Here is a 23658-nt window from a genome sequence, read left to right as displayed (position 1 = left end):
TCCGGGTACTTCCATCATCAGGTTGCCCTGCACCTTTACGTCAACCCCAACGTGCGGGCGGCCGCCCGGATTCCGCCATCCGCGCGGTGTCCGCTCACCGCGAACAGTCCGCAAGCCGGGAGTACCCGGACGGACCACCACCCGATTGGCGCAGTCGCGCCGTGCCTGTAAGGTTAGGCAGTCCTAATACCTACGGCTCGAGGAGGGCCGCGGTTGAACCAGCAGCGGTCCTTCCGTGACGCGCGCGAGGTCGGCGACGGCCTCGCGTCGTCGCTCCTGCGGGTCTCCGGCCTGCAGGAACGCAGCGAGCTGCGCCGGGACGTCCCGGTGGGCTGGATCCGCTGCTCGGAGCTGCTGGAGACACCCGCGTACTTCGACGAGTGGCGCGCCCTGCTCGGCGACTGGCTGCTGCGCGAGCACGACGCGGCGCCGGCGCGGACCACGGCCAGCTACGTCATGACGTGGTACCTGCACGTCCCGGCGTACGTCGGCGCCCTGCTGCTGCACCACGAGCGGCGCGTGCCGTCGCTGAAGCCGGAGGAGCTGGCGTTCCGGCTGGCCGACGACCGCCCCCACCCCGACGGCATGGCCGTCCTGGGTGACGCGTTCCACTGCCTGCCGACCGACCCGGGCTCGGCCCGCCCGGAGGCGACGGTCGTGCGCGACGAGCGCGCGCTGGCGGCGGTCCTGCGGGCCCGCTACCTGGCCCACGCGGCCCGGTTCGTCCGCGCTTACGCACCGGTCAGCAGGCTCGGCCGCCGCATGCTCTGGGCCGCGGCGACCGACGCGCTGGAGAACTCGCTGTGGTGGGCCGGCCGCCAGGGCGGGACGCCGGAGTCGGAGGGCGCGGGCGTCGCCGACGCGGCCCTGGTGCTCGACGCGACGTACCCGCCGCTGACGTCGGCCTCGACGTTGCGCCTGGTTGAGGGCCCCGACGGCCACCGCGAGTGGACGCGACGCCGCGAGAGCTGCTGCTTCTCGTACCTGCTCCCGGCGGAGTCGGAGTGCGACGGCTGCCCGCGCACCTGCTCCCGCTGAGCGGTCAGGGCGTCCAGCGCGGGTCGCGGCCCGACGCTCCCAGAGCCCGTTCCAGCGGCGACGCGTCCTCGGCCACCTCCACCGCGGGTCCGTAGACCCCCATCGAGCGCGCCTGCTCGCCCATGGCCACCGCGGACTCGTACACCGCCGTCGCCGCCTCCGGGGCGCAGCGGAGCTCCTGGCCGCTCGCCCGGGCCAGGTCCCAGCCGTGCAGGACGAACTCGCCCAGCACCATGTCGCCGACCACCGACGCCGGCAGCCGCGCCGTGCCCAGCGCCGTCGTGCCCGTCCACGCCGACGGCGTCCCGAAGACGTCCACGAGCGTCTCCGTCTGCTTCTCCAGCGCCGCGCGCCAGTCCTCGGTGACGAGTGCCGCCTCGGCCTCGGTGGCGGACGGCGACGGCGGGTCCTCCCGCCGTCCCGCGGCGACGAGCCACGGGCCCCAGTAGAAGAGGTGGTTGAGCAGCCCGCGGACGTCGTAGCCGGCGCACGGCGTCGGGGCGGAAAGGTCGGCCACCGCGTGGGCGATCCGGAGGAACTCGGCCGCGGCGGGCCGCATGAGCTCGGCAGTCATGCCGCGATCCAAACCGCCGGCCGACGAGCTGTCTTGAAGGAACGCGACAGCTACCGTGGGCGGCGTGGAGCACCGGATCCCGCGCGGCATCGTGGCCGAGGCCACCGCGCGCACGATGTTCACGCTGACCAGGCACGCCCCTGCGCCCGAGCTGGCGCAGTTCGTCGACTACCACTGGGTGCTGCGCTGGGACCGGCGCGGCGAACCGCCCCACGAACAGCGCGTGCTGCCGAACCTCGCGGTGCACGTGACGTTCTTCCCCGGCGCGTCCGGTGTGTACGGCCCCGCCCACGACGTCTTTTCCCACCGCCTCGAAGGCCGCGTCCAGGGCTTGGGCGTGCGTTTCCGGCCCGGGTGCTTCCGCGCGTTCCTCGGCGCCCCGGTGAGTGACATCGCCGACCGCGCTGTCCCGCTCACGGACGTTTTCGGGCCGAAGGCGATCGAAGCCGCCGAATCGGTGCGGTCCGCCGCCGGTGACGCGCAAATGGTCCGCGCGATCGACAACTTGCTGATCGCAAATCCCGTCCGGCTGTCGGCGACCGCGCGCCGGGCCGCCGAGGTGGTGGAATCAATCGCGCGGGATCCGGGAATTACCCGGGTGGCGCAACTCTGCGCGGATACTGGACTGACCACCCGGTCCTTGCAGCGGTTGTTCGCCGAACACGTCGGGTGCACGCCCAAGTGGGCGATCCGGATATACCGCCTCAACGACGCGGCGCAGCGGATCGCCGCGGAAGGAGAGCCGGATTACGCCGGTCTGGCGGTTCGACTGGGCTATAGCGACCAGTCGCACTTCATCCGCGATTTCCGCGCGGTGACGGGTCAGCCGCCCGCCGAGTACGCCCGGGCCGCCCGGGCGGACACCGAACGGGCACCGGACAGCGATCGGACATGAAGAAAGCCGCCGGGCGAATTCGCCCGGCGGCCTCGACTGGAACCCCGCTTCGAGGAGTTTCCCCAGCAGTCCCCGGTGACCTGCGGGCACCCGGACAGCTGAAGGATCCTCAGTTCTTCTTGTGGTAGGCCTCGACGACCTCGGACGGGATCCGGCCGCGGTCCGAAACGGCGTAACCGTTCTTGCGCGCCCACGACCGAATGGCCTGGTTCTGCTCGCGGTCGACGGCGGCGGGCCTAGCCGAGCCCTTGCCCGCGACCGGGCGCACCGAAGCGCGCTTGCGGCCACCCGCGCGACGCGCGTGCTCGACATACTGGGCAAGGGCGTCCCGCAACTCCTCGGCGTTATCCGAGGAGAGGTCGATCTGGTAGCTGACGCCGTCCAAACCGAACTCGACGGTCTCTTCCGCCTCACTGCCGTCGAGGTCGTCGACCAGCGAGACGAGCACCTTCTGTGCCATCCGATTCCTCCTGCGGGGACTTGCTCAATGATCTGGTTACGGGGCGAGCCCCGGGACAGAAGTCTTTGTCTAGAACATTAGTACCCGCTTCTGGAGGACAGCGCAAATCTCATATGGATAACTGGCGGCTATCCCACACGGCCGGGTTATTCGGGACGCACGAGCGGGAAGAGGATCGTCTCCCGGATACCGAGACCGGTCAGCGCCATGAGGAGGCGGTCGATCCCCATTCCGACGCCGCCGCTCGGTGGCATTCCGTACTCCAGGGCCCGGAGGAAATCCTCGTCGAGCCGCATGGCTTCGCTATCGCCCTGCGCGGCCAGCCGGGACTGTTCGGTGAGCCGTTCCCGTTCGACGACCGGATCGACCAGCTCGGAGTATCCGGTGGCGAGTTCGAATCCGCGCACGTAGAGGTCCCACTTCTCGGCCACACCGGCCCGCGAGCGGTGCTGCCTCGTCAATGGCGACGTCTCCAGCGGAAAATCACGGACAAACGTCGGGGCGTGCAGGTGATCTCCGACGAGGTGTTCCCACAGTTCCTCGACCAGCTTCCCGTGACCGAGCTTCGGATCCACTTCCAGGCCCCTGGCCTGCGCGAATCCGTGCAGTTTGGCGGCGGGCGTCTCCGGTGTCACCTCTTCGCCGAGGGAATCCGACAACGACTCGTACATTCCGAGTGTGGTCCATTCGCCGGACAGGTCGTACTCCGAACCGTCGGGCAGGGTGACGACCTGGGTGTCCAGCACCGCCTGCGCGGCCTCCTGGACCAGCTCCCGGGTCATCACCGCGTTCGTGTCGTACGTGGCGTAGGCCTCGTAGTACTCGAGCATCGCGAACTCCGGCGAGTGCGAGGAGTCGCTGCCCTCGTTCCGGAAGTTGCGGTTGATCTCGAAAACCTTCTCGATACCGCCGACGACGCAGCGCTTGAGGTAGAGCTCCGGCGCGATCCGCAGGAACAGCTCCAGGTCGAACGCGTTCGAGTGCGTGACGAACGGCCGGGCCGCGGCGCCGCCGTGCAGCGTCTGCAGCATCGGCGTCTCGACCTCGGTGAAGCCGCGGCGGTGGAACGAGTCCCGCAGCGCCCGGACCACGCCGGCGCGCGTGCGCACGACGTCCCGCGCGCGCGGGCGCAGGATGAGGTCGACGTAGCGCTGGCGGATCCGCGTCTCCTCGGCGAGCTCCTTGTGCGCCACCGGCAGCGGGCGCAGCGCCTTCGACGTAAGACGCCAGGCGTCGGCCATCACGGACAGCTCGCCGCGCTTGGACGTGATGACCTCACCCTGCACGAACACGTGGTCGCCGAGGTCGACGTCGGACTTCCACGCCGCCAGGGCGTCCTCGCCGACCTTCGCCAGGCTGATCATGGCCTGCAACTCGGTGCCGTCGCCCTCGCGGAGGCTGGCGAAGCACAGCTTGCCCGTGTTGCGCAGGAACATCACCCGGCCGGTGACGCCGACGATCTCGCCGGTGGCGGTGTCGGCGGGCAGACCGGAATGAGCCGCGCGCACCTCGGCGAGCAGGTGCGTGCGGGGGACCTCGACCGGGTAGGGATCGATACCCTCCGCGAGGATCCGGTCGCGCTTCTCCCGGCGCACCCGCATCTGCTCGGGCAGTTCGTCTTCGGCGGGCTCGCTGGTGGGAGGGGGCTTTTCGGTCATGGCCCATAGGGTACGAACCCGGCTGAGCACTACGCCAACCGGATTACCTTTCCTTTCCGTCCATTAACCTGGGCCGGTGAGTGATCCCACACGCGCGCAGCGAGCTTCTTCCTTCGGCAGCCGAGCGGCCGCGTACGCCGAGCACCGGCCCGACTACCCGCGGGAAGCGCTCGAATGGGGCCTTTCGGGCGCGAGCGGAACCCCGCGACGGGTACTCGATCTGGCCGCCGGAACCGGCAAGCTCACCCTCGGCCTGGCCGAACTCGGCCTCGACGTCACGGCTGTCGAACCCGACCCGGAAATGCGCGCCGAACTGGGCCGGACCGTACCGTCGGTGACGTCATTGGCGGGTCAGGCGGAACGGATCCCGTTGCCCGACGGCGAAGTCGACGCGGTTTTCGTCGGCCAGGCGTTCCATTGGTTCGACGTTCCGGCGGCGATGACGGAGATCGCGCGCGTACTGCGCCCGGGCGGCGTGCTGGTGCCGATGTGGAACTACGAAGACGATTCGGTGCCGTGGGTCGCGGAGTTCGGGAATCTCGGCCGGACCGGAGTGAGCCGCGCCTGGACCGACGGCAGCCGGGAACCGGCCACGCACCCCGCGTTCGAGCCTTTCGAGAGCCGCACGTTCCACCATGGGCAACGGCGCACCGCGGAAAGCCTCGTCGAAACGATCGCCACGCATTCGCACATGATCGTCGCGGATCCGGCGGAGGCGGCCGCCGCACTGGCGGAGATCCGGCAGTTCCTCGCCGCGAATCCGCACACCGCGTCCGGCGAGTTCGACCTGCCGCTGCGCACCTGGACGTTCCGCGCTTTGCGCCGCTGAGACTCCGGCATTGACCTCCAGCGAACTGGAGGTTCGATACTGCGTTCATGCGCAGGAAATCCTTGGGGCGGGCCGTGATCTCGCTGGTGTCGGTGGTGACGGCGGTGGGCCCGTACCGCGCCGACTGGAACGAGACCCACGTCAAGAACCCTGCCTGGCCGCCACACGCGAAGTTCCACAACGGCCAGACGATGAGCCTCGGGCTGGCGCTGGGGGCGACCAGTCTGTGGCAGCTCTGGCGAGCTCCCTCGGCCCGGGAGGGTCTCGACGCGGGCGCGACCCTGGCGTCCCTGTACTGGCTGACGCAGATCTCGGCGCTGGCCTACCCCGGGTCGAAGGCGGTGGACCCGCCGGGGACGGCGAAGTTCCCCCAGGCGAAGGTGGCCTTCCCGGCCCTGGCCCTGACGGCGCTGGGGTACGTCCTCGAACGCCGGCGCCTGGCGCGCGGCTAGGGGCGCGGCGGCTGGTCCGGCGACATGAATGAGTCATTCATGTCGCCGGACGAGGTGAATGACTCATTCATGTCGTCGCGGGAGGGGCTGCATGGGCCGGGGCCTCGTGGCGCAGGCTCCCGACACCTCGAACGGCAACAACTGGCAACGCGCGACACTAGGGGCGGTTGTTGCGCTCGAAGACCAGCCGCAACCCGAGCAGCGTCAGATCCGGCACGTGGTCGGTGATCGTCTCCGACTCGCTGATCACCAGCGGCGCCAGGCCGCCGGTCGCCAGCACCGCCACCGGTTCCGTCCCGCTCGGCGCCAGCTCCCGGACGATCCGCCGGACCAGCCCGTCCACCTGCCCGGCGAAGCCGTACAGGATCCCCGACTGCAGGCACTCCACAGTGTTCTTCCCGATCACCGACCGGGGCGGGACCAGCTCGACCTTCCGCAACGCCGCCGCGCGCAACGCCAGCGCGTCCACCGAAATCTCGATCCCCGGCGCGAACGCCCCGCCGAGGAACTCGCCCCTGGCGGAAATCGCGTCCACGTTCGTGGAGGTCCCGAAGTCGACCACCACGCACGCCGTGCTGTGGAGGTGGTGCGCGGCCAGCGTGTTCACCAGCCGGTCCGCGCCCACCTCCTTCGGGTTGTCCACCAGCAGGGCGACGCCCGTGCGGACCCCCGGCTCCACCACGATCTTCGGGAGCCGGTCGTAGTACCGGCTGAGCATCACCCGCAGCTCGCGCAGCACCGCCGGCACCGTCGACAGTGCACTGATGCCGGTCACCGCGTCCGCGTGCGGGCCCAGCAGGCCGCGCACCGTCAACGCCAGCTCGTCGGCGGTGATGCGCGCGTCCGTGCGCATGCGCCAGTCGCCGACCAGTTCACTGCCGGAGTACAGCCCCAGCACGATGTTCGTGTTGCCGACGTCGATCGCGAGCAGCAAGCGGGTCAGCTTTCCGCGTGCAGCAGCGCGTCGAGGCGGCGGGCGTCCGCCGTCTCCGCGACCGGGAACACCGCCGTCTCCTCCTCCGGCGGCAGGGTCACCGTGCCGGACAGCAGCCCGGACCCCTCCGGCGCGTGGCCGGGGTCGGTGTGCCGGTGGACGATCCGGTTGTCCGCGTCGACGAACACCACGCGCGGCTCGTACGTCGCGGCTTCGGCGTCGTCCATCTGGCCGTACGAAATGAGGATGACCAGGTCACCCGGGTGCACCAGGTGCGCCGCGGCGCCGTTGATGCCGAGCACGCCGCTGCCGCGTTCGCCCTTGATGACGTAGGTCTCCAGCCGCGCCCCGTTGGTGACGTCCACAATGGACACCTGTTCCCCCGGCAGCAGGTCCGCGGCCTCCATCAGGTCCTCGTCGACCGTCACCGAACCCACGTAGTGCAGGTCGGCCTGGGTCACGGTGACCCGGTGGATCTTCGACTTGAGCATGGTGCGGTACATCGTGGACTCCTATTCCCCTGCGTCCAGCCGCTCCGGGTGCTCGACGGCAGCGCCGAGCAGAACCGGAACGTTGTCGATCAGCCGGGTACTCCCCACCCGGGCCGCGATCAACAGTCGTGCTTCCCCATCGACGGGCGCCGGCCCGAGGTCGGTTCCCCTCAACTCCAGGTAATCCACCTCGACCGCCGGCCGCGCGGCGAGGGTCTTCCACGCGGTCTCGAGGACCGCGTCCGCGCCGTCGCGCCCGACGAACCCCCCCGCGGTGAGGGCGGCCGACAGGACGATGGCGTCTTCACGCTGCTCGGGCGTCAGGTAGACGTTGCGCGACGACAGCGCCAGCCCGTCGCGCTCCCGCACGGTCGGCACGCCGATGACGTGCGTGTCGATGTTCAGGTCCCGCACCATCCGCTTGATCAGGACCAGTTGCTGGTAGTCCTTTTCGCCGAAGAGCGCGTAGTCCGGGCGGAGCAGGTTGAACAGCTTCGCCACGACGGTGAGCACGCCGGCGAAGTGGCCGGGCCGGACGGCGCCCTCCAGTTCCCCGCCGAGCGGGCCGGGGTGCACGGTGACCGCGGCGCCTTCGGCGTAGAGCGCGTCGGCGCTGGGCGTGAACGCGATTTCGACGCCGTCCTCGGTCAGCACGGCGAGGTCGTTCTCCAGCGGCCGCGGGTACGCCTCGAAGTCCTCGCCCTCGCCGAACTGCAGCGGGTTGACGAAGATCGAGGTGGCGACGACGTTGTTCGGCAGCCGCTTCGCACGGCGGATCAGCTCGCGGTGCCCGGCGTGCAGCGCGCCCATGGTCGGCACGAGCGCCAGCTTGCGGCCGACGCCGTGCAGAGCCCGGCTGACCTGGCTCATCTGCTCGGGCGACGTGAACGTGTTCAGCGTGCCGCGGCTGAATTTCGGTGTGGTCACTGGTCTTGGTGCCCTTCGGCGGGATCGTCGAGGAGTTCGGTGAGGTCTTTGGCGGCCGCGGTGTCCAGCAGCCCGGCAGCCGACGAACGCGCCACCGTGCGCTTGGCCAGCGCGCGGTAGGCCGGCGCCACGTCCGGCGCCCGATCCGCCAGCACTTCGAGGTGCTTGCGGACGGTGCCGACGTCGCCACGGGCGACCGGGCCGGTGAGCGCGCGGTCGCCGTGTCTGAGCACATTATCCAACGCCGCCGAAAGCAGTGGCGCCACCAGGCGTTCGGAGTGCGCGATTCCCGCTTCCCGCAAGACTTCCGCGCAGTCGGCGACCAGTGTCATCAGGTGGTTCGCGCCGTGGGTCAACGCAGCGTGGTAGAGCGCTCGCGCGGAGTCGGGGATGCGCACCGGCTCGGCACCCATCTCGACCGCGAGGGCCTCGCCGACGCTCCACCCGGCTTCGTCGTCCGCCGCCGCGGTGACGCCGATGCTGCACGCCGCCAGCCGCTCGAGGTCCTCCTCGCGGCCGGTGAACGTCATCACCGGGTGCAGCGCGAGCGCCAGCGCCCCGGCCTCGGCGGCGGGTGCCAGCACGTCGATGCCCTGCGCGCCGGAGGTGTGCACGACGATCTGCCCGGGCCGCAGCGACCCGGTCGCGACGAGCCCGCGGACCATGCCGGCCAGCGCGTCGTCGGGGAGGGCGAGCAGCACCAGGTCCGCCCGGCGGACGGTTTCGTCGGGCGGCAGCAGGGGCACGTCGGGGAGGAGGCGTTCGGCACGGGCCAGCGACGCGGCCGACAGTCCCGACGCGGCGACCACGGTGTGCCCCGCCCGGGCCAGCGCGGCGCCGAGCACGCTGCCCACCCGGCCGGCGGAGACGACCCCGACCGCGAGGCGGGCGGGCCTCATCATGGCGTGCGCCTGTGGACGCTCATGGTTGGCAGACTCCCTCTGCTCTCGTTCCAGTCCCGCTCCGGGTACCGGACGAACGGCGCGAGACTAACTCGGTCAAGCGCGAAGCGTTGAGCCCGGGTGACCAGCTTCACCCGGACCGGGTCACCCTCGGGAGGCCTCGTCGGCGAGGCGCGTCGCCTCCGCCCGCGCGGCCTTCAGCGTGCGCAGCAGCTCCTGCTGGCGCTGCCGGTCGGCGTCGGAGGTGAGCGCCCGCCGGTCCAGGAACGCGAGCTCCGTCACGCTCGCCTGGTAGACGGCGACGGCCTTTGCCGCCCGCTTGCCGGACTGGCGTTTCGCCTGCCGCCGCCAGGCCCGGCGGCCGGGCAGGCTGGCCAGCAGGTCGACCTCCGACGGCGCGATCCAGCGGGCCGCGGCCATGTGCGGCAGGGCGGTGGCGATGATCCGCTGCTCGCGCCGTCGCTGGAGGACGACCAGGTAGACCACGCCGAGGAACAGCGGCAGCATGATCAGGAAGTAGACGGTCAGGAACTTCGACCCGCCGAGCAGCGCGGCGCTGTTCCACAGCGCGTGCAGGCTGACGGCGGCGAGGTAGCCGGCGAGCGGCGCCAGGACCTTCATCGCCTTCGTGGTCGTCCGCGCGGCGATGCCGATCCCGATCCCGGTGAGCACGGCGAAGAGCGGGTGCGTGAACGGCGCGAGGACACCGCGGAGGAAGAACGCCGTGATGACGCCCTGGCTGTGCCCGTCGCCGAAGCCGTAGTCGGCGAACGCGCGGCCGAAGTAGTAGATGTTCTCGGTGAACGCGAACCCGGCGGCGCTGAACCCGGCGTAGACGACGCCGTCCACGACGCCGTCGAACTCGCTGGACCGGCGCCACAGGATGAGCACGACGAACAGGGCCTTGGCGGCCTCTTCGACGACGGGCGCGGACACGAGCGCGGCGATGGTGTTGCCGCTGCCCTTGCCGAGCAGCTCGTCCCCGACGGCCTCGGCGGTGGTGTTGATGAGCAGCGCGGTGATCGTCGCGATGCAGGCACCCCAGGCGAAGGCGAGGAGCAGGAACTTCGCCGGTTCGGGCTCCCAGCGGTCGACCCAGAGGAACCCGGCGACCACGCCGGCGACCGGCACGAGCGCGGCGAGGACCCCGATGGTGACGGCAAGGGGGCCGACCCGCGCGGTGGCCAGACCGAACAGGAACAGGCCGCACAGGGCGACCACGATCAGCCCGAGCACCGGCAGCAGCACGGTGATCCGGCGAGGCCGCCGTCCACGATCGAGTCCCGTCGCGGGCGAGAGGGTTCCGCTCACAGCCGGTCACCCTACGCAGACCGGACAGGAACCGGAACGCCACCTGGCACACACGGCGCGTCCCGCATGTCAGCCGTTTCCCGAGCGCCCCAATGTGGCCTTCGGTGCGTCCAGCGCACCCAAGGCGGCCTTCGGTGCGTCCAGCGCACCCAATGTGGCCTTCGGTGCGTCCCACGCACCGAACGCCACATTGGGGCGCTGGGAGATCGAGCCGGGCTCAGTCCTCTGCGCGGCGGCGGCGGCGCGGGGTGGAGCCGGTGCCGCCGTTCGCCGCCAGCAGTTCGCTCACCGAGCGGCCCGCCGTGTGCGAACCGCTGCCCGGCACCTCGGCCGACCGGTGGCCGTTGCGGGCGTGGCCGTTGCTCGCGCCGTTGTGGCCGTTGCCGTTCTGCTCCACGTCGGCCGGGTCGACCGGGGCCATGTTGCGGCGCGACATCGACGCCCGCTCGGCGACCATGCCCTCCCACGCCGGGGGCTCGCCGTCCGGGCGACGGCGACGGCCGCCGCCGGTGGGCTCCGGTGCGGGCACCGCCGGCATCTGCTGCGACTCGTCCGGCTTGCGGCGACGGCCACCCGAGCGGCCCTGGAAGTTGCGGACCGACTCCGGGAGTGTCGGGTTCACCACCGGCGCGTCGGCCTTCGCGGCCTCGGCGGGCGCGCGGTGCGAACCCCCGTGCCGGGAGGCCGGCTCGTCGAGGATCGGCGACATGTCCGCCCGCGAGAACTGCTCCAGCCGCGACGGACGGCGGCCGTCGGCGGCCGGGACCGGCGTGGTCGGCGGCACCACCGGCGGCAGGTTCGTGCGCGACGGCTGCCGCGCGGCCGGGCCGGTGTTCGGCACGGGCGTCGTCGGCGGGACGACCGGCGGAAGGTCGCGGCGCGAGGCCGAGGCGTCCCTCGGCATCGGCGGGGCCTTCGGCTCGGGCGGCTTCGGCCGGTTCGGCCGCTGCCGCTCGGCGAAGTCGTCCCGGTTCTGGAAGGCCGCGCTCAGGTCGGTCACCGGCCGGATGTCCGATCGGGACATCTCCGACGGCTTCACCGGCGGAGCGGGCCGGGGCGGCGCCGGCCGCGGCGGCTCGGGCGCCTTGCGCGGCTCGGGACGCGCACCGTTCGGCTGGCCGCCGACGCGGGGCAAGTCCGTCCGGGACCGCTCGACGCGCGGGAGGTCGGGGCGGGACATCTCCACGCGCGGGATGTCCGGCCGCGACATCTCCACGCGGGGAATGTCCGGACGCGACATCTCCACCCGCGGAATCGCGGGCATCGACCGCTCCACGCGCGGGATGTCGGGCATGGACCGCTCGACCCGCGGGATGTCCGGGCGAGACATCTCGACCCGAGGAATGTCCGGACGCGACATCTCCACCCGCGGAATGGCCGGCATCGACCGCTCCACGCGCGGGATGTCCGACCGCGACACCTCGGCGGGCCGCATCGCCGGACGCGACAGCTCCGCCCGGCGCGCGGGCGGCGGCTCGGGACGGCGGATCTCCGTCTTCGGCTCCGGGGCGCGGCGGATCTCGGTCTTGGGCTCGGGCCGCGGCACCTGGCGCGTCGGCTCGGCGGCGGCCTCGGGACGGCGCTCGGGCTGTTTCGCGGCTTCTTCCGCGTTCGGCAGCCGCATGGGCTGCGACTCGGCCTGGCGGCGGGCCGCCTCGGCGCGCAGCTCGGCGGCCTTCAGCTCGCGCTGCGCGGCGTTGAGGGCCGGGTCGACGGCCGGCACCGGCGGACGGCGTTCGCTCAGCGGCTTCGGCCGGGCGATCTGCTGGGTGCTCTGGGCGTTGACGTTGGCCGGGGCCTTCGGGGCCGGCTTTCCGCCGAAGCCCTTGCCCTTGCCGAGCCCCTTGCCGTTCGCGGGCTTCCCGCCCGACGCCTTGCGGCGGCGCTCGTCGAGCACCCGGTCGATCAGCTCGGTCGGCCGCTCGCCCGCCTCGGCCGGCTTCTTCCCGGCCATCAGCTGGGCCGGCTTCTTCTTCGGCGCGGCGTCGGGAATCATGCGGTTCTCGTCGGACAGCTTGCGCATCCGGGTCGCCTGCGCGGTCAGCGCGACGCGTTCGAGCAGCACCTCGCCGCCGAACAGCGACTGGAGGCTGTCGCGCAGCGCGGACACCTCGGCGCGCAGCGCCTCCAGCTCCTCGCGGCCGCGGGAGTCGGACTCGCTGCGGTTCTCCGCCTCCACCTCCAGCTCGAATTCACGCCGGGCCGCGATCTCGCGTTCCAGCTCCAGCTCGTACACAGCCTGCGCCTCGGCGACCGCGTCCTCGCTCTGTGCCGCGTGCTTGCGGTACTTCACGGCGAGGAAAGCGCCGATCAGGGCAGCCCAGAGGGCCGCGACGATCCCGAGCCGGAGATAGCGGAGATCGTCGCTGAGCACCAGTGCGAGGGTGGCTCCGATGGCGAGGACGAATCCGACGACGAGCCACGGCCTGCCCAGTAGGCGGCCGCGCGAGTCGTCACCCACGCCGGTCATGCCTGACACCGTACCTGCTCGTAATCCGAACGAGACCTACTCGGTCCCGCGAGCGGTGGGATTCCAGCGCTAACCGGTCGTCCCGCGGGTGTGTTCCCGGTCTTGGTCACGAGGGGTCCGGCAGCAGTGCTCGAGCCACAAACCCGCAGCTACCAGGGCCGCCGAGGACACCACGCCGACCACGCCGGCGCGGGTGTCGAGCACCGCCGCGACGAATTCGTCACGTCGCGGCAGAACGTAGGCGAGCGCGGCCAGCCAGGCACCGCCCATGAACGCTCCGGCGAGTGACGAAGCCTTGGCGAGCGCCACCGATCGAGCGATCCCGATAGCGGCAACGACGCGGCCGTTCTTGATCCGGGAGCGAATGGAAAACGCGAGCCCGGCCTCGATCACGGCCAGCACGGCGAAGGTGACGCCGGCGAGCGTCGGCAACTGGGGCAGTGAGCCGTACGCGACCAGGAAGAGCAGGTAGCCGAGGACCAGGCCGAGCAGCCCGGCCACCACCAGGTCACGGGGCCGGGTGAAGTGCATGACTCAACCGTACCGAGCTGGGACATCCGGTGCTTCGCACCCGGCCGGGGCTTCGCCAGCCGGGCCCCGGAAGCCTAAGGTTGACTCTCCCCTTACTGGAGAGTTCATCATGCGTCTTGTGGGCACCACCGCGACCTTCACCATCGGCGAGCTGGCCCGGCGGACCGGCCTGCCGGTCAAGACCATCCGCTTCTACTCGGACGAGGGCCTGCTGCCCCCGACCGACCGGACGGACGCCGGCTACCGGCTCTACGACGCGGCGGCGATGGCCCGGCTCGAGCTCGTCCGCACGCTGCGGGAGCTGGGCCTGGGCCTCGCCGACGTCTCGGCGGCGTTGACGCAGTCGGCGACGGTCGGCGAGCTGGCGACCCGGCACGTCGAGGCGCTGGACGAGCAGATCCGGCGGCTCCGGCTGCGCCGGGCGGTGCTGCGCGCGGTGGCCAAGCGTGATTCCGAGCTGGAGGAAGTGAACCTGATGAACCGTCTCGCGTCGATGTCCGACGAAGAGCGCAAACGGCTGGTCGACGAGTTCTGGGACGAGATGGTCTCCGGGCTGGAGATCGACGAGGAGTTCTACCGGCGCATGCGCGCGGGCAAGCCGGAGCTGCCCGACGACCCGACGCCGGAGCAGCTCGAGGCCTGGATCGAGTTCGCCGAGCTGGTGCAGGACCCGGACTTCCGGGCCCTGATCCGCGGCATGAGCGAAACCCAGGCGCGGCAGATCCGCGAAGGGGAGTTCGAGCAGCCGTCTTCGGCCTGGCGGGAGAACTGGAACGCGTGGATGGCGCGCGCCCAGGAGGCCGTCGACGCGGAGGAAAGCCCGACGTCCGAGGCAGGGCAAACGCTTGCGGCGGAGATCGCGGCGGCTTCGGCCCGGCCGGACCAGGACCCGGCGTCGGCGGAGTTCCGCCACGAGCTGGCCGACCGCTTCGCCGCGGGCGGCGACCCGCGGGCCGAGCACTACTGGAAGCTGCTGGGGATCATCAACGGCTGGCCCCCGTTCCCGACGACCCGGCCGGCGGTCGGCTTCATGATCGCCGCCCTGCGCGGCTGACCCGGTCCGATCGCCGACCTGCGAGCGCAACTCGGCGATCACCGGGCGCCGGGGTCTTGACTTGCTCAGCGCAGGGCGAGGTCGGTACGACGGACCGTAGCGATCTCGTCCGCCGGGCGCGCGGCGAGCAGCCCGGCGATCGGGCCGTGCCCCGGCAGCACCGCGGCCGGCTCGATCTCCGCCCACGGCACCAGCACGCTCGCGCGGTCCGGCGTTCCCGGGTGCGGCAGCAGCAGCTCCGGGTCGTCGGACGTGACGCCGTCCACCGTGACCACGTCGACGTCCAGCGTCCGCGGGCCCCAGCGCAGCTCGCGCACCCGGCCCGCCGCCCGCTCGGCCGCCTGGCCCGTGCGCAGCCACGCCCAGTGGTCGCGCTCCGGGTCGTCGACCACGCACACCGCGTTCAGGAAGTCCGGCTGGTCCTCGACGCCCCACGCCTTGGTTTCGTACACGCTCGACACCGCGACCAGCGCGGGCCGCACGGCGTCCAGTGCCAGCTCCAGGAAGCCGAGCCGGTCGCCGAGGTTCGAGCCCAGCGAAAGCACCGCGCGGCTCACCGGTCCCGCCGCACCGTCACCGCGACGTCGTCGAAGGTCAGCGGGATCGGCGCGGACGGCTTGTGCACCGTCACCTCGACCGCGTCCAGCCGCTCGTCGCGCAGCACCTCGTCGGCGATCTTGCCCGCGACGCTCTCGATGAGGTCGTACGGCTCGCCCGCGACGATTCCCGCCGCCAGCTCGGCTAGCTCGCCGTAGTGCAGGGTCTTGGTCAGGTCGTCCGACGCGGCGGCCGGCCCGAGGTCCAGCCACACCGTGATGTCGACGACGAACTCCTGCCCGTCCCGCTTCTCGTGCTCGAACACGCCGTGGCGGCCGAACACGCGCAGGCCGGTCAGCGTGATCCGGTCAGACATCCGGCGAACCCTTCCACCAAGCGGCGGCCACGGCGACCGCGTCCAGCGACGCCCCGACCTCGTGCACCCGCACGCCCCACGCGCCCGCGGCCGCGGCGAGCGCGGAGATCGCGGCGGTGGCGTCCTCACGGCCGTCCGGCGGACGCGGCGTGCCGTCCTTGCCGGACAGCAGGCGGCCGAGAAACCGTTTTCGCGAAGCGCCGACGAGTACCGGGAAACCCAGGGAGAGCAACGAATCCAGCCCGCGCAGCAACGCCCAGTCGTGCTCGGCGTTCTTCGCGAAGCCCAGCCCGGGGTCCAGCACGATCGCGCTCTCGGCGACACCCGCCGCGAGCGCTTCGTCCACTCTGGACAGCAGCTCGGCGCGGACGTCGGCGACCACGTCTTCGTACTTCGCGAGGGCCTGCATGTCCTTGCTGTGCCCGCGCCAGTGCATCAGCACCCACGGCGCCCCGGAGTCGGCCGCGACGCGCGCCATGCCCGGGTCGGCCAGCCCGCCCGAGACGTCGTTGATCACCTTCGCCCCGGCTTCGAGCGCCGCGGCGGCGACGGAGGCCCGTGTCGTGTCGACCGACAGCTGGATGCCTTCGCCGGCGAGGGTGCGGATCACCGGGATGATGCGCTGCAGTTCGGTGTCGGCGTCCACCCGGGCCGCGCCCGGCCGGGTCGACTCGCCGCCGACGTCGATCAGGTCGGCCCCGCGCGTCCACATCTCGCGGGCGTGTTCCAGCGCCTGGTCGAGCCCGAGGTACCGGCCACCGTCCGAAAAGGAATCGGGCGTCACGTTCAGCACGCCCATCACGACGCACCGGCCGGGAGCGGGAAGCCCCACGCTCACCGGCGCGCCCTGATCAGGTCGAGCGCCTCCGCCCGGGACGACGCGGAGTTCTTCAGCTGCCCGCGGACCGCCGAGGTGGTCGTGCGAGCGCCGGGCTTCCGGATGCCGCGCATGGCCATGCACAGGTGCTCGGCCTCGATCACGACGATGACGCCGCGCGGCTCGAGCTTCCGCACGATGGCGTCGGCGACCTGGGAGGTCAGGCGCTCCTGGACCTGGGGTCGCTTGGCGTAGAGGTCGACGAGCCGGGCGAGCTTCGAGAGCCCGGTGACCTTCCCGGCGGCGTTCGGGATGTACCCGACGTGCGCGACGCCGTGGAAGGGCACCAGGTGGTGCTCACAGTTATGAGTCAAATGTCCCGCGATCAAAAACGTCGGATGCGGTTCGCATTTGAAACTGTAAACCGTATAAGGCTTTGTTCCCGATGCCGTCACGGGCGTCACCGACTCGACCTGCACGTACTCGGACTCGATGAGGTCGGTCGCATAGTCGTCTTGGGGGAAGCCGTGCTTGCGGAACCAGCTGTCCGCCACGTACAGGCGGGACGCAGCGTCACCGGTGTTGGCCGTGAACCGGGCGCCGATGACCGTCGCCAAGTCCTCGAGGAACGGCGTGTTGGCACTCGCGATGATGCGTCCCGCCGAAAACTTGCTGCGGTGCCCGTCGCCGTCGACGTATCCGTCGAGGAAGCCGTTGAACGTCGACAAGTCGTTGAGGACCACCATCGGGAACCGCTGACGCATGTGGTGCGCGTCGCCGCCGACGTACTGCCGCATCAGGTCGGCGAGGAAGGACGACACCACCCGGACCCGGAAGCCGGGCAGGTGCCCCAGATAGCCCGACGGCCGGGAGGTCGGCTCAACCTTCGCGTCGATGCCGAACGCACGGTACAGCGACTCGGCGAACTTCTTCGCGTAGTCCCGGTCGTTGACCACGAGGGACACATACCGGTCGGCGACCGTGCCATCGGCACAGACGGTTCCGACCACGTAGCCGAAGTCGTACCCGAGGGTCGGCCGCCACCGGTTGCGGCAGAGCTTCTTGGCGTGCGTCCACTCGATGAAGGTGCCCTCGACGTCCTTGGCTTCCTTCCAGCCTTCGGGAGTCGCCAGAGGATGGTCCGGGGTGACCTGGAACTTGCCCACCGAGGTCTTCACCTCGACCAGCTCACGCGTTTGGTGCGAGCTGATCTCGGTGACCTCGGTCTCCTCGACGTTGCCACCGACGAGCGTCCACAGCTTGTCGCCCACCTGCACGTCGGCGGCCTGCTTGCGGCCGCCCACGGCGTTCACCGTCTGCTTGCTCGGCACGCACTGGCTGAACATCGGGATGTCCGTGACCAGCACCAGTTCTTCGTGGGACTCGTCGAAAGTGCGGTCCAGCACCGAGTCCGGCTCGGTGTACAGCCCGGCGAACATCTCGTGGTACGCCCGGGCCACCCGGGCGGGTGTCTCCTTCAGACCGTCCCGCTCCGGGTCTTCGCCGCACGCCAGGAGGAGCTCGCGGATCGCCTTCTCCGCCCGGTCCTGGTCGAAGACCGGGCGGTCGGCATCACTGGGACTTCTCTGGTCCGTCCACGTCACGACGCTCCCCCTCGCTCTGCTGGTTGCCGGCTTGGTCGGCGAACCAGCCGTGCTCACGAGGGCGTTCTTCACCACCGGGCCGCCACGACTGGCCCGGCTGACCGCCCGGCGAGGTCGCGGGCGTCCAGCCCGGAGGAGCACCGTAGTTCGGGGGGCCGCTCTGGCCCACCGGGCCACCCGGGTAGCCGCCGGCCTGCTGGCCGCCGTGGTTCTGCGGCCAGTGCGCCGTGCCGTTGGGACCACCGTTCGGGCCGCCGTAGGGACGGCCGCCGTTCGGGTAGGCGCCCGGCTGCGGCGGGGCGTACGGGTTGGCGTTGGGGTCGGCCGGCGCCGGGTACGGCGGGCCGCCGGGCAGCTCGCCCGCGCCCTGGGCGGTGCCGACCGGGGTCGGCTCCGGCTTCAGGACCGGCTTCTCCTTCTCCGGCGGCGGCCACGGCTCGCCGCGCTCCATCGCCAGCTCGCCCGGGGTCTTGATCGGCGGCTTGTCCGACGGCGTCCGCTCACCGAACTCGTTGAACACGGTGATGTGCGGGCGCTTCTCGACCGTCGCGAAGATCCGTTCCAGGTCCTTGCGGGTCAGCGTCTCCTTCTCCAGGAGCTCGATGACCAGCTCGTCGAGCACGTCGCGGTAGGTGTTGAGCACGTGCCACGCCTCGGTGTGCGCCGTCTCGATGAGCTTGCGCACCTCCTCGTCGATCTCGTGCGCCACCTCGAGCGAGTAGTCCGCCTGGCGGCCGGCCGACCGGCCGAGGAACGGGTCGCCCTGCTCCTGGCCGTACTTGACCGCGCCGAGCCGGGCGCTCATGCCGTACTCGGTGACCATCGCGCGGGCGATCTTCGTCGCCTGCTCGATGTCCGAGGACGCGCCGGTGGTGGGCTCGTGGAAGACGAGCTCCTCCGCCGTGCGGCCACCCATCGCGAAGACCAGCCGCCCGATCATCTCGGAGCGGGTCATCAGGTCCTTGTCGTCCTCCGGGACGAGCAGCGCGTGCCCGCCCGTGCGGCCGCGCGGCAGGATCGTCAGCTTGTAGACCGGTTCGATGTCCGGCATCGCCCACGCGGCGAGCGCGTGCCCGCCCTCGTGGTAGGCCGTGATCTTCTTCTCCTTTTCGGAGATGATCCGGCTCTTGCGGGCGGGGCCGCCGACGACGCGGTCGACGGACTCCTCCAGCTCGACGTCACCGATCACGTGCCCGTTCTTGCGGGCGGTGAGCAGCGCGGCCTCGTTCAGCACGTTCGCCAGGTCGGCGCCGGACATGCCGACGGTCCGCTTGGCCAGGCTGGTCAGGTCGGTGCCCTGGGCGATCGGCTTGCCCTTGGCGTGCACCTCGAGGATCGCCTTGCGGCCGCGCAGGTCGGGCGCGGACACCGGGATCTGCCGGTCGAACCGGCCGGGGCGCAGCAGCGCCGGGTCGAGGATGTCGGGCCGGTTGGTGGCCGCGATCAGGATGATGCCGCCGCGGGCGTCGAAGCCGTCCATCTCGACGAGCAGCTGGTTCAGCGTCTGCTCGCGCTCGTCGTGCCCGCCGCCGAGGCCGGCGCCGCGCTGGCGGCCGACCGCGTCGATCTCGTCGACGAAGATGATGCAGGGCGCGTTCTGCTTGGCCTGCTCGAACAGATCACGCACTCGCGAGGCACCGACACCGACGAACATCTCGACGAAGTCCGAACCGGAGATCGTGTAGAACGGCACGCCCGCCTCGCCGGCGACGGCTCGCGCGAGCAGCGTCTTGCCGGTACCGGGCGGCCCGTAGAGCAGCACGCCCTTCGGGATCTTCGCGCCGAGCGCCTGGTAGCGCGCCGGGTTCTGCAGGAAGTCCTTGATCTCGTACAGCTCTTCGACGGCCTCGTCGGCACCCGCGACGTCCCCGAAGGTCGTCTTGGGCATGTCCTTGTTCAGCTGCTTGGCCTTGGACTTGCCGAAGTTGAGGACGCGGTTGCCGCCGCCCTGCGCGTTGTTCATCATCCACATCAGCAGGCCCAGCACGAGGGCGAGCGGGATGGCGAAGATGAGGATCTGCGTCAGCACGCCCTGCTGGGTCACCTTGGTGGTGAACTTGATCGGCTGGCCGCCGGCCTTCGCCTGCGTCAGCGAGTCGTAGATCGGGCGGGTGGCATCCGCCGGATACTGCGAAATGATCTGGGTGACCTGCTGGCCGTCGACGTCGATGGGCTTGGCCAGCAGCAGTTTGAGCTGCTGTTCCTTGTCCTCGAGGCTGGCTTCCTTGACGTTGTTCGACGAGATCTGGGAGTTCGCCACCGAGATGGGTGCCTGGGTGTACCCACGATCACTGTCGAAGATCGTGTTGTACGCGAACAACGCCAGCAACCCCGCGACGATCCACAGCAGTGGGTTCCTGAGCACGCTCTTCCGGTTCATACGACTCGGCCCTGGTGGCCTCGACCCTCCCTGGTTGGGCGGCTCCTGTGATACCCGCCATCACGATCTTGACAACCCGTGGTGCCTGGACACCCGTCCCATCAGGGTACCGTCCGCTGCCGCGTTCATCCCCTGTGAGCCTCTCGCAGGTCAACGGGCGATACCGCGCCCGGGTTCCCGCTCGGCGTCCGCGCCGGTCACGCTAGCGCGTGCCGTCGGACACACTGCTCACCATCTCGCCCAGCCGGGTCCGCAGCGTCGCCGGATCGGCCGGGGCGACCGTGACCCACTCACGACCGTCCGTACCTGCGCGGGAGAGGCTGAGGTAGCGCCCGGTCGCGGTGTCGAACCAGGCCAGCACCCGGGACCGTTGCTTGGCCCCGACCTGCGACCGGCTGTTCGCTGCCAGCTGACCGCCCCGCTGCCGCGGTTGCCCGGAGATGCGGCCGTACGCCTCCCGCGGATCGGCCGTGACGCGCTCGCTCAGCGGCGTCCGGCGCGCCTTCCCGCGCTCTTCGCCCGGGTTCGACGGCAGGGACACGGGCACCCGGATCGGGGCGGTCCGCAGCGCGTCGTCCAGCGGAAGTGTGACCGACGCCTCGCTCCCGCGCGGCCCGGCCGGGAGCACCCCGACGACGGCGGAGACCAGGCCGTCCGGCGGGACGTCCCGCAGCCAGATGCCGTCGGCGTCCTGGACCGCGAGGACACCCTTGGTGTCGTCGGCCGCCGCGAGGACGCCGACGGTGGGCGCCTCGAACTGCGGGATGTGCAGGGCGTCGATGGTCAGCGGGGCGAAGGCCAGCAGGTGCAGCGCGTCCTCGATCGGCGGCGCGAGCCTGCCGCGCGGTTCGCGGATGCCGCGAGCCTTCAGCTCGGCGTCGACGCGGTGGCGCAGCGAGACGCGCTCGTCTTCGGTCGCGCCGTGCGACCGGACCAGCAGCGGGTACGGCAGCTCCCCGACCTGCGCCGACTCCCAGAGGAAGTCGAACGCCAGCGGCGAGAAGAACTCTTGCATCACTACTCTCCCGGATCGGACTCTTGCTCAGCGTAGCCCGCACCACCGACAAAAAGTGACCATCGGCCGAGCACGCTCGGAGAAGCCGGAGCCCGATCTTGGCAGAGAGCGCGGACACCGCGCGCCGCGGTAGGCGGGAGCGACGGCGTCAGACCGTGCTGGTCGTCGCCGCTCCCGCGAGCATCTCGCCGAGCCGGTGGCGCAGCGTCGCCGCGTCGGCCGGGGCGATCGTGATCCAGTCGCGGCCGTCGTGGCCACGGGTCGCCTGGGTGAAGTAGCGGCCCGTCTCCGTGTCGAACCAGCTCAGCACCGGCGTCCGCGTGCGGCTGCCCATGCGCGAACGCGCGTTCGCCGCGATCTGGCCCCCGCGCAGCCGCGGCTGGGCGTGCAGCTTCGCCAGCGCCTTGCGGTCCTCGTCGGCCGACGCGCGCTCGTCGCCGTTGCCGCGGCGCGACATGAAGTCGACGCCGTGGGCGCCGACCAGCTGCTCCAGCGGGACGGTGATCGACTTCTCCGAGCCTCGCGGGGCGCCGGGGAGCAGCGAGACGATCGCGCTCGCCAGCCCGTCCACCGGGCACGGCTGCAGGTGCAGGCCACGCGTGTCCTGCACCGCCAGCAGCCCCTGCCCGCCCAGCACGCCGGCGACCGCCAGCAGCGGTTCGGCGTCCGGGGCGATCAGCTGGATCGCGTCCAGGCTCAGCTCGGACTGCGCCAGCACGCCGAAGTAGTCCTCGACGTGCGGTTCCGGCCGGCCGCGGCCGTCGGCCAGCCCGCGCGCGGCCAGCCCTTCCAGCGTGCGCCGGCGCAGCAGCGACCGCTCGTCCACGGTCTCGCCGTGCGAGCGGATGCGCAGTGGGTACGGCAGCTCGCCCAGTCCGGCGGATTCCCACAGGAAGTCCACCTCGACCGGGGTGAGCAGCTCAGCGTTCGGCATCGAGCCACCCCCAGGAGAAACCGGCCGGGCACGCCGTCGGCGTGCCCGGCCGAAAGGATCAGCGGTCTTCGTCGTCCTCGGACCACGCGCCGATGACCGGCGGCGGGGTCGCCTGGTTCGCGCCGAAGGCCTCGTCCGGGTCCGCCTCGATGAGGAAGGACGCGTGCGTGTGCTCCTCGTCCTGCTCCTGCTGGGCGCCGTGCGGGGCCATGCCGCCCATGCCACCCGGGTTCATCGGCGGCGGAGTCTGCCCGCCGATGGTGCCCGCCGACGAGACGAGGCCCTGCTGCGGCGCCTGGGCCGACGCGGCGCTCTGCCCCTGGCCCTCGGCCGAGGCCAGCGTCGTCTCGTTCTCGGCCTTCGCGCCGGACCGGTTGCCCTTGCCCAGCGCGCGGGAAGCCAGCGCACCGAGGCCACCGGCGGCACCGCCGAGGCCGAGGCCCATGCCGATCTTGCTCAGCGGGTTGCTGCCACCCGGCTGCCCGGCGCCCGAAGAGACGTGGCCCGCGCCGGAGCCCGCACCCGCGCCCGTGACGGAGCCGCCGGCACCGTCGCTGCCGAGCGTCGCCGCGTCCTGGCCGTAGCCGCCGACGCCGGCACCGTGGCCGCCGTTCGGGCCGACCGCCGCGTGCTGCGCGTCGAACGCGCCGCCGTGGCCGCCGAAGCCCGAGGCGCCGGAGGCGAACACCGCGCCGCCCGCACCGGACAGGCCCTGGACCGGGCCCGCGCTGCCGACGGTGTTGATCGCGGTGAACGACACGGAGTTGTGCGAGCCCGTCGGCTTCATGCCGAGCGACTCCGGGCCGAAGCTCGGGGTCGAGCTGTCGACCTCGCTCATCGACTTCGTGTAGGCGTTGAAGAACGCGACCTGCTGCGCCTTGACGTCGTTGGCCGCGTCCGCCTGGGCCTTCTGGTCGGCGATCAGCGCCGCCGGGCCGCCGGCCAGCGCGGCCGCCATCGCCTGCTTGGGGTCGTAGTCCTTGGGGGCCGGCATCTTCTTGACCTCGGCGGCCGCGGCGGCCTGCCGGGCGAGCCGGTCGGACATCGTGTGCGCGGCCTCGGAGGCCTGCGAGCCCGAGTTGGCGATGGCCACCAGCGCGCCCTGCGCGCCCGCGGCACCCCGGCCGACCCACGCGTTGCCCAGCTCGGAGATCGCGTTGTACAGGTGGTCGGAGGCCGCCTTCAGCTCGGTGCCGTGGTGCGCCCAGGCGTGCCCGGTCGCCTCGGCCGTGCCGGGCTCGTTGTTGTTGACCGCGCCCTCGTACAGCTGCTGGCTGGCCTGCGCGTTCCAGTTCGGCGGGTTGGCGATCGCGCGGTCGCTGCCCATGTCGAAGCCGCCGGCACTGCCGCGCGCGTTGTCGACGATGTTCTGCGACGCCGAGTTGTCGCCGAGCGGGACCAGCGAGCCCGGGTCGGTGGCCGACGGCTGGTCGCTGTGGTTCGGAGCCATGATTTCGAGTCCCCCTCTG

The 23658-nt window shown here is 71.5% G+C and carries 22 protein-coding genes and 2 pseudogenes; 5 read left to right on the top strand and 19 right to left on the bottom strand.

Annotated elements, in window-relative coordinates; translation table 11 throughout:
- Positions 1 to 213: 213 nt before the first annotated feature.
- Positions 214 to 1038 carry a (2Fe-2S)-binding protein gene (locus tag QRX60_RS14760; RefSeq protein ID WP_286001337.1) on the top strand — a complete coding sequence of 275 codons (825 nt, stop codon included), beginning with the start codon at positions 214 to 216 and terminating at the stop codon, positions 1036 to 1038.
- A gap of 4 nt (positions 1039 to 1042) precedes the next feature.
- Here the strand turns inward: QRX60_RS14760 and QRX60_RS14755 are convergent, their stop codons facing one another.
- The gene (locus QRX60_RS14755) at positions 1043 to 1612 is read right to left on the bottom strand and encodes a TIGR03086 family metal-binding protein (RefSeq protein ID WP_286001336.1); all 570 of its coding nucleotides are present in this window, start codon (positions 1610 to 1612) and stop codon (positions 1043 to 1045) included.
- A 64-nt stretch (positions 1613 to 1676) separates the two neighbouring features.
- Between QRX60_RS14755 and QRX60_RS14750 the strand changes: the two genes are divergently transcribed.
- Positions 1677 to 2507 carry a helix-turn-helix domain-containing protein gene (locus QRX60_RS14750; RefSeq protein WP_286001335.1) on the top strand — a complete coding sequence of 277 codons (831 nt, stop codon included), beginning with the start codon at positions 1677 to 1679 and terminating at the stop codon, positions 2505 to 2507.
- 109 nt (positions 2508 to 2616) lie between these two features.
- On the opposite strand, the gene QRX60_RS14745 is transcribed toward QRX60_RS14750, so the two are convergent.
- Together QRX60_RS14745 and lysS are read right to left on the bottom strand one after the other, a co-directional pair.
- Positions 2617 to 2967 carry a histone-like nucleoid-structuring protein Lsr2 gene (locus QRX60_RS14745; protein WP_155547769.1) on the bottom strand — a complete coding sequence of 117 codons (351 nt, stop codon included), beginning with the start codon at positions 2965 to 2967 and terminating at the stop codon, positions 2617 to 2619.
- 146 nt (positions 2968 to 3113) lie between these two features.
- Entirely contained in the window at positions 3114 to 4625 is a 1512-nt protein-coding gene (gene lysS, locus QRX60_RS14740; RefSeq protein ID WP_286001334.1) for a lysine--tRNA ligase, read from the bottom strand.
- Between the two features lie 76 nt (positions 4626 to 4701).
- Between lysS and QRX60_RS14735 the strand changes: the two genes are divergently transcribed.
- Both QRX60_RS14735 and QRX60_RS14730 read left to right on the top strand, forming a co-directional pair.
- Positions 4702 to 5454: a class I SAM-dependent methyltransferase gene (locus tag QRX60_RS14735; RefSeq protein WP_286001333.1), complete on the top strand. Its 753-nt coding sequence runs from the start codon at positions 4702 to 4704 to the stop codon at positions 5452 to 5454.
- 47 nt (positions 5455 to 5501) lie between these two features.
- Positions 5502 to 5906 (top strand): DUF6640 family protein, encoded by a 405-nt coding sequence (locus tag QRX60_RS14730; protein ID WP_286001332.1) that lies wholly within the window; start codon positions 5502 to 5504, stop codon positions 5904 to 5906.
- A gap of 157 nt (positions 5907 to 6063) precedes the next feature.
- On the opposite strand, the gene QRX60_RS14725 is transcribed toward QRX60_RS14730, so the two are convergent.
- The 7 genes from QRX60_RS14725 to QRX60_RS14695 form a co-directional block, all read right to left on the bottom strand.
- Positions 6064 to 6840 (bottom strand): type III pantothenate kinase, encoded by a 777-nt coding sequence (locus tag QRX60_RS14725; RefSeq protein WP_286001331.1) that lies wholly within the window; start codon positions 6838 to 6840, stop codon positions 6064 to 6066.
- Positions 6841 to 6845: 5 nt separating this feature from the next.
- Positions 6846 to 7343 (bottom strand): aspartate 1-decarboxylase, encoded by a 498-nt coding sequence (gene panD, locus QRX60_RS14720; RefSeq protein WP_286001330.1) that lies wholly within the window; start codon positions 7341 to 7343, stop codon positions 6846 to 6848.
- A gap of 9 nt (positions 7344 to 7352) precedes the next feature.
- Positions 7353 to 8258 (bottom strand): pantoate--beta-alanine ligase, encoded by a 906-nt coding sequence (gene panC / locus QRX60_RS14715; protein WP_286001329.1) that lies wholly within the window; start codon positions 8256 to 8258, stop codon positions 7353 to 7355.
- The gene (locus QRX60_RS14710; protein ID WP_408630267.1) at positions 8255 to 9214 is read right to left on the bottom strand and encodes a Rossmann-like and DUF2520 domain-containing protein; all 960 of its coding nucleotides are present in this window, start codon (positions 9212 to 9214) and stop codon (positions 8255 to 8257) included. The genes panC and QRX60_RS14710 overlap by 4 nt, the downstream gene beginning before the upstream one ends.
- A 90-nt stretch (positions 9215 to 9304) precedes the next feature.
- Positions 9305 to 10408 carry a PrsW family intramembrane metalloprotease gene (locus QRX60_RS14705; RefSeq protein ID WP_286003600.1) on the bottom strand — a complete coding sequence of 368 codons (1104 nt, stop codon included), beginning with the start codon at positions 10406 to 10408 and terminating at the stop codon, positions 9305 to 9307.
- Positions 10409 to 10688: 280 nt separating this feature from the next.
- Positions 10689 to 12941 carry a DUF6779 domain-containing protein gene (locus QRX60_RS14700; RefSeq protein ID WP_286001327.1) on the bottom strand — a complete coding sequence of 751 codons (2253 nt, stop codon included), beginning with the start codon at positions 12939 to 12941 and terminating at the stop codon, positions 10689 to 10691.
- 69 nt (positions 12942 to 13010) lie between these two features.
- Positions 13011 to 13472 carry a DUF3180 domain-containing protein gene (locus tag QRX60_RS14695; protein ID WP_286001326.1) on the bottom strand — a complete coding sequence of 154 codons (462 nt, stop codon included), beginning with the start codon at positions 13470 to 13472 and terminating at the stop codon, positions 13011 to 13013.
- A gap of 118 nt (positions 13473 to 13590) precedes the next feature.
- On the opposite strand from QRX60_RS14695, the gene QRX60_RS14690 reads away from it, so the two are divergent.
- Complete coding sequence (locus QRX60_RS14690) at positions 13591 to 14526, top strand: MerR family transcriptional regulator (protein WP_286001325.1); 936 nt, start codon at positions 13591 to 13593, stop codon at positions 14524 to 14526.
- A 65-nt stretch (positions 14527 to 14591) separates the two neighbouring features.
- Here the strand turns inward: QRX60_RS14690 and folK are convergent, their stop codons facing one another.
- The 9 genes and pseudogenes from folK to QRX60_RS14645 form a co-directional block, all read right to left on the bottom strand.
- Positions 14592 to 15083, bottom strand: coding sequence for a 2-amino-4-hydroxy-6-hydroxymethyldihydropteridine diphosphokinase (gene folK, locus QRX60_RS14685; RefSeq protein ID WP_286001324.1), 492 nt, complete (start codon positions 15081 to 15083; stop codon positions 14592 to 14594).
- Entirely contained in the window at positions 15080 to 15439 is a 360-nt protein-coding gene (folB, locus tag QRX60_RS14680) for a dihydroneopterin aldolase (protein ID WP_286001323.1), read from the bottom strand. The genes folK and folB overlap by 4 nt, the downstream gene beginning before the upstream one ends.
- The gene (gene folP / locus QRX60_RS14675; RefSeq protein ID WP_286003599.1) at positions 15432 to 16238 is read right to left on the bottom strand and encodes a dihydropteroate synthase; all 807 of its coding nucleotides are present in this window, start codon (positions 16236 to 16238) and stop codon (positions 15432 to 15434) included. Before folP ends, folB begins: the two co-directional genes overlap by 8 nt.
- 35 nt (positions 16239 to 16273) lie before the next feature.
- Positions 16274 to 16618: pseudogene (gene folE / locus QRX60_RS14670) on the bottom strand (GTP cyclohydrolase I); the annotation flags it as partial.
- A 969-nt stretch (positions 16619 to 17587) separates the two neighbouring features.
- Positions 17588 to 17860 (bottom strand): annotated as a pseudogene (locus tag QRX60_RS14665) (GTP cyclohydrolase I); the annotation flags it as partial.
- Positions 17829 to 20240 carry an ATP-dependent zinc metalloprotease FtsH gene (gene ftsH / locus QRX60_RS14660; RefSeq protein WP_286001322.1) on the bottom strand — a complete coding sequence of 804 codons (2412 nt, stop codon included), beginning with the start codon at positions 20238 to 20240 and terminating at the stop codon, positions 17829 to 17831. The gene ftsH and the pseudogene QRX60_RS14665, both read right to left, overlap by 32 nt.
- A 202-nt stretch (positions 20241 to 20442) precedes the next feature.
- Entirely contained in the window at positions 20443 to 21258 is an 816-nt protein-coding gene (locus QRX60_RS14655) for an ESX secretion-associated protein EspG (RefSeq protein WP_286001321.1), read from the bottom strand.
- A 145-nt stretch (positions 21259 to 21403) separates the two neighbouring features.
- Positions 21404 to 22189: an ESX secretion-associated protein EspG gene (locus QRX60_RS14650; protein WP_286001320.1), complete on the bottom strand. Its 786-nt coding sequence runs from the start codon at positions 22187 to 22189 to the stop codon at positions 21404 to 21406.
- Positions 22190 to 22247: 58 nt separating this feature from the next.
- Positions 22248 to 23639: a hypothetical protein gene (locus QRX60_RS14645; RefSeq protein WP_286001319.1), complete on the bottom strand. Its 1392-nt coding sequence runs from the start codon at positions 23637 to 23639 to the stop codon at positions 22248 to 22250.
- Positions 23640 to 23658 lie beyond the last annotated feature (19 nt).

The sequence above is a fragment of the Amycolatopsis mongoliensis genome (assembly GCF_030285665.1).
GTDB lineage: Bacteria > Actinomycetota > Actinomycetes > Mycobacteriales > Pseudonocardiaceae > Amycolatopsis > Amycolatopsis mongoliensis.
Note: the sequence above shows the minus strand (reverse complement) of the source record. Positions and strands in the feature narration are given on the sequence as shown.

Excerpts from the sequence above, each read along its gene's own strand:
- QRX60_RS14745 (WP_155547769.1), bottom strand. The coding sequence starts at position 2,967 with ATGGCACAGAAGGTGCTCGTCTCGCTGGTCGACGACCTCGACGGCAGT.
- folB (WP_286001323.1), bottom strand. The coding sequence starts at position 15,439 with ATGTCTGACCGGATCACGCTGACCGGCCTGCGCGTGTTCGGCCGCCAC.
- QRX60_RS14730 (WP_286001332.1), top strand. The coding sequence starts at position 5,502 with ATGCGCAGGAAATCCTTGGGGCGGGCCGTGATCTCGCTGGTGTCGGTG.
- QRX60_RS14650 (WP_286001320.1), bottom strand. The coding sequence starts at position 22,189 with ATGCCGAACGCTGAGCTGCTCACCCCGGTCGAGGTGGACTTCCTGTGG.
- QRX60_RS14700 (WP_286001327.1), bottom strand. The coding sequence starts at position 12,941 with ATGACCGGCGTGGGTGACGACTCGCGCGGCCGCCTACTGGGCAGGCCG.
- QRX60_RS14645 (WP_286001319.1), bottom strand. The coding sequence starts at position 23,639 with ATGGCTCCGAACCACAGCGACCAGCCGTCGGCCACCGACCCGGGCTCG.
- QRX60_RS14755 (WP_286001336.1), bottom strand. The coding sequence starts at position 1,612 with ATGACTGCCGAGCTCATGCGGCCCGCCGCGGCCGAGTTCCTCCGGATC.
- panD (WP_286001330.1), bottom strand. The coding sequence starts at position 7,343 with ATGTACCGCACCATGCTCAAGTCGAAGATCCACCGGGTCACCGTGACC.
- lysS (WP_286001334.1), bottom strand. The coding sequence starts at position 4,625 with ATGACCGAAAAGCCCCCTCCCACCAGCGAGCCCGCCGAAGACGAACTG.
- ftsH (WP_286001322.1), bottom strand. The coding sequence starts at position 20,240 with ATGAACCGGAAGAGCGTGCTCAGGAACCCACTGCTGTGGATCGTCGCG.
- folP (WP_286003599.1), bottom strand. The coding sequence starts at position 16,238 with ATGGGCGTGCTGAACGTGACGCCCGATTCCTTTTCGGACGGTGGCCGG.
- QRX60_RS14695 (WP_286001326.1), bottom strand. The coding sequence starts at position 13,472 with ATGCACTTCACCCGGCCCCGTGACCTGGTGGTGGCCGGGCTGCTCGGC.